At 74.2% G+C, this 3,118-nt stretch carries 3 protein-coding genes and 1 pseudogene; all 4 read right to left on the bottom strand.

Annotation, left to right across the window (positions count from 1 at the left end; all coding sequences use genetic code 11):
* Window positions 1–816, bottom strand: a pseudogene (locus RIF68_RS32345) (ABC transporter permease); the annotation flags it as partial.
* On the bottom strand, window positions 813–1,580 hold the full coding sequence (locus RIF68_RS32340) for an ABC transporter ATP-binding protein (protein ID WP_309054827.1): 768 nt from the start codon (window positions 1,578–1,580) through the stop codon (window positions 813–815). The gene RIF68_RS32340 and the pseudogene RIF68_RS32345, both read right to left, overlap by 4 nt.
* Window positions 1,581–1,603: 23 nt before the next feature.
* Window positions 1,604–2,056 carry a hypothetical protein gene (locus tag RIF68_RS32335; RefSeq protein WP_309054826.1) on the bottom strand — a complete coding sequence of 151 codons (453 nt, stop codon included), beginning with the start codon at window positions 2,054–2,056 and terminating at the stop codon, window positions 1,604–1,606.
* 173 nt (window positions 2,057–2,229) lie between these two features.
* Complete coding sequence (locus tag RIF68_RS32330) at window positions 2,230–2,904, bottom strand: response regulator transcription factor (protein WP_309054825.1); 675 nt, start codon at window positions 2,902–2,904, stop codon at window positions 2,230–2,232.
* Between the last annotated feature and the right edge of the window lie 214 nt (window positions 2,905–3,118).

The raw sequence follows: 3,118 nt of genomic DNA, 5'->3' as shown, positions 1-3,118 counted from the left end.
CACCGCCGCGTCGGCCTCCTCCTCCCGCACCTCGTCCCCGGACCGCACCGACGCTCCGGGCACCGCCTGCCGGATCCGCTCCGCCGGGTCCGCGGCCCCGGAACCGGACGCGGAACCGGACGCGGAACCGGACGCGGAGGACGCGGACGCGGTGTCGGTGCGGATGTCGATGCGGGAGTAGCCCGGGACGCCGAGCAGTTCCCGGAGCCAGGGGCCGGGGGCGTAACCGGTGGGCCGGGTGTCGCCCGTCGAGGTGGCGCGGACGATGCCGCTGACCTCGACGCTCACCCGCTGGGTGCCCTCGCCGTCGGTTCCGGGCCGCAGCAGGACGAGCGACGATCCGGGGGCGAGGTCGTAGGCCCGAGCGGCCTCCGTGTTGACGGCGACCCGGCCCGGCCCGGAGGGGTACGTGCCCTTGACCAGCCGGACTGCCGCCAGGGCGCCGGCGCCCGGGTCCGCGGACAGGTCCAGGTAGCGTTCGACGGCGCTGCCGTCCAGCGGGGCGCCGCCGTCGAGCCGGCCGACGGCCTCGGCGACCCCGGGCGTCCTCCGGACGGCGCGGAGCCCGGCCTCGCCGATGTCCTCGCCGTCGTCGCCGGGCGTGACCACCAGCGACACCGCCTCGGGTGTGCCGCGGAACTGCTCGACGACGGTCGCGGTGACGATCTGCTGGGCCATGACGGCGCCGAAGACGACGAAGGCCGCGATCAGCAGCGACAGTCCGGTGGCCGCGAACCGTCCGGGCCGCCGCAGCAGCTCCGCCACCTGGGAGCCCAGGAGGGTCGCGCGCCACGGGCCCCTCACCGGGCCCCTCATCGCCGCCTCCCCATGACGTCGGTGGCGAGGGCGGCGACCCGCCGGGAGGGGGCGGTGTGCTCGTCGCTGCGGACGCGTCCGTCCGCGAGGGTCAGCACCCGGTCCGCGTACCGCGCGGCCGCGGGGTCGTGGGTGACCATCACGACCGTCTGGCCGAGGTCGTCGACGGCCTGGCGCAGCACGGTGAGGACCTCGGCGCCGGCCCGGGAGTCGAGGTTGCCGGTGGGCTCGTCGGCGAAGACCACGGCCGGCCGGGCCACCAGCGCCCGGGCCACGGCGACCCGCTGCTGCTGGCCCCCGGACAGCTCGGACGGGCGGTGCGCCACCCGGTGGGCGATACCGAGGACTTCGCAGAGGTGCTCCACCAGGGCGCGGTCCGGGCGCCCGCCGGACAGGGTGACGGGCAGCACGATGTTCTCGTAGGCGGTCAGCTGGGGCAGCAGGTTGAACGACTGGAAGACGAATCCGATCCGCTTCCGCCGCACCCGGGTCAGCTGCCGGTCGGGCAGCCCGGTGATCTCCGTTCCGTCCAGGACGATCCGGCCGGAGGTGACGGTGTCGAGTCCGGCGACGCAGTGCATCAGGGTCGACTTCCCCGATCCGGAGGGGCCGACGACGGCGGTGAACCGGGCGCGCTGCACACCGACGGACACCCCGTCCAGGGCCCGCACCTCGGCGGTGCCCTGGCGGTAGGTCTTCACCAGGGCGGTGGCGGTGATGACGTCGTCCGGTGGGTCGCCGGGGGCGACGGTGTGGACAGCCATGGGGAGGGCCCTCGCGATCCGGGTCAGGAGCCGAGCCGCGGCATGGACAGGGTGATGCCGGCGTCCGCGCAGTGTCCCCGCGCCTTCTCCTGGAGGACCTTCAGCTCCTCGGCGGACGGCGCCGCGGCGGGGTTCCGGGCGGTTTCGAGCGCGTACCCCTCGTAGGTGGAGATCGTGGCTCCGAGGTAGCCGTCCTCCATCCGCGCGCGGCGTTCGTCGCCGGTCTCCTCCCACCACTTCCGCGCCTCCGACGCCGAAGCGGTGGAGATCCGCTCGGCCTCGGTGACGATGCGCCGCGCCAGCTCGCAGTCGGCGGCGGAGGCCTGGCTGAGCTCGTTCCTGCCCTGCCACCAGTAGCCGGCCCCGGCGACCAGGGCCGCGGCGATCACGGCCGTGGCGGCGCCGAGGACGACGCGGTCGCGCTTGCGGTTGCGGTCGTCGTTCGTGGCGGGGGCGGTGGCGGGCGCGGTGTTCATCGGGTCCTCCAGTGGGTGTCTTCTCGGCCGCGTTCGGCGGCATGAGAAGTCTGGAGTCCGGCGGCCCGCGGGACATCGGCCACGCATCCGAGATCGAGGGGGCGGATCTGGCCCACCGGGCGGGGCGGTTCCTGCACCCCCGGGGGCAGGACCCCCGGCGGGCTTCTGCACCCTCAGGGGGAGGGACGGACCAGCCCGGACTGATAGGCGAACGCGACGGCCTGGGCACGGTCCCTCAGGTGCAGCTTGGCCATGAGGTTGCTCAGGTGCGTTTTCACGGTGGCCTCCGCGACGTACAGGTCCGACGCGATCTCGGCGTTGGACAGCCCCCGGGCGATCAGGGTGAGTACGTCCCGCTCGCGTGCGGTGAGCACGTCCAGCCGCTCGGCCTGTTCGTTCACCGGTGCCAGCCGGTCCGCGACCCGGTCGAGGAGCAGCCGGGTGATGCGCGGCGCCACCACCGACTCCCCCGCGGCCAGGACCCGGATGGCGTTGACGACCTCCGTGGCGGGGGCGTTCTTCAGCAGGAAGCCGCCGGCTCCGGCGCGCAGCGCCGCGAAGGCGTCCTCGTCGTCGTCGAAGGTGGTCAGCACCAGCACCCCGGGCGGATCGTCCCGCAGCATCACCTGCTCCGTGGCCTGGATGCCGTCCATGACGGGCATGCGGATGTCCATGATCACGACGTCCGCCTCGACCCTGTCCAGCAGGTCGAGGGCCTGGGCCCCGTTCTCCGCCTCCCCGACCACCTCTATGTCGTCCTGACCGGCCAGCACCATCGAGAATCCGGCCCGGATCAGCGGCTGGTCGTCCACCACGGCCACCCGGATCGGTCTGTCCGCCTGCGTCATCACTTCGTCCTTGTCGGAATCGAGGCACGTACGTGCCATCCGCTGCCGAGCCGGGGGCCGGCCTCGAAGGTGCCCCCGGCGAGTTCCACCCGCTCCCGCATCCCCACCAGTCCGTTGCCTCCGGAGGCCCCGACCCAGCGGCCGGCGAGGGTGCCCGCTCCGTCGTCGACGCATCACCTCCCAGTCTGCCAGCGCGCAGGGACGCCCGGGCGCG

The sequence above is a fragment of the Streptomyces sp. genome, assembly GCF_031178505.1.
GTDB classification, from domain to species: Bacteria; Actinomycetota; Actinomycetes; order Streptomycetales; family Streptomycetaceae; genus Streptomyces; species Streptomyces gulbargensis.
This window is presented reverse-complemented; position numbering and strand designations above follow the sequence as displayed.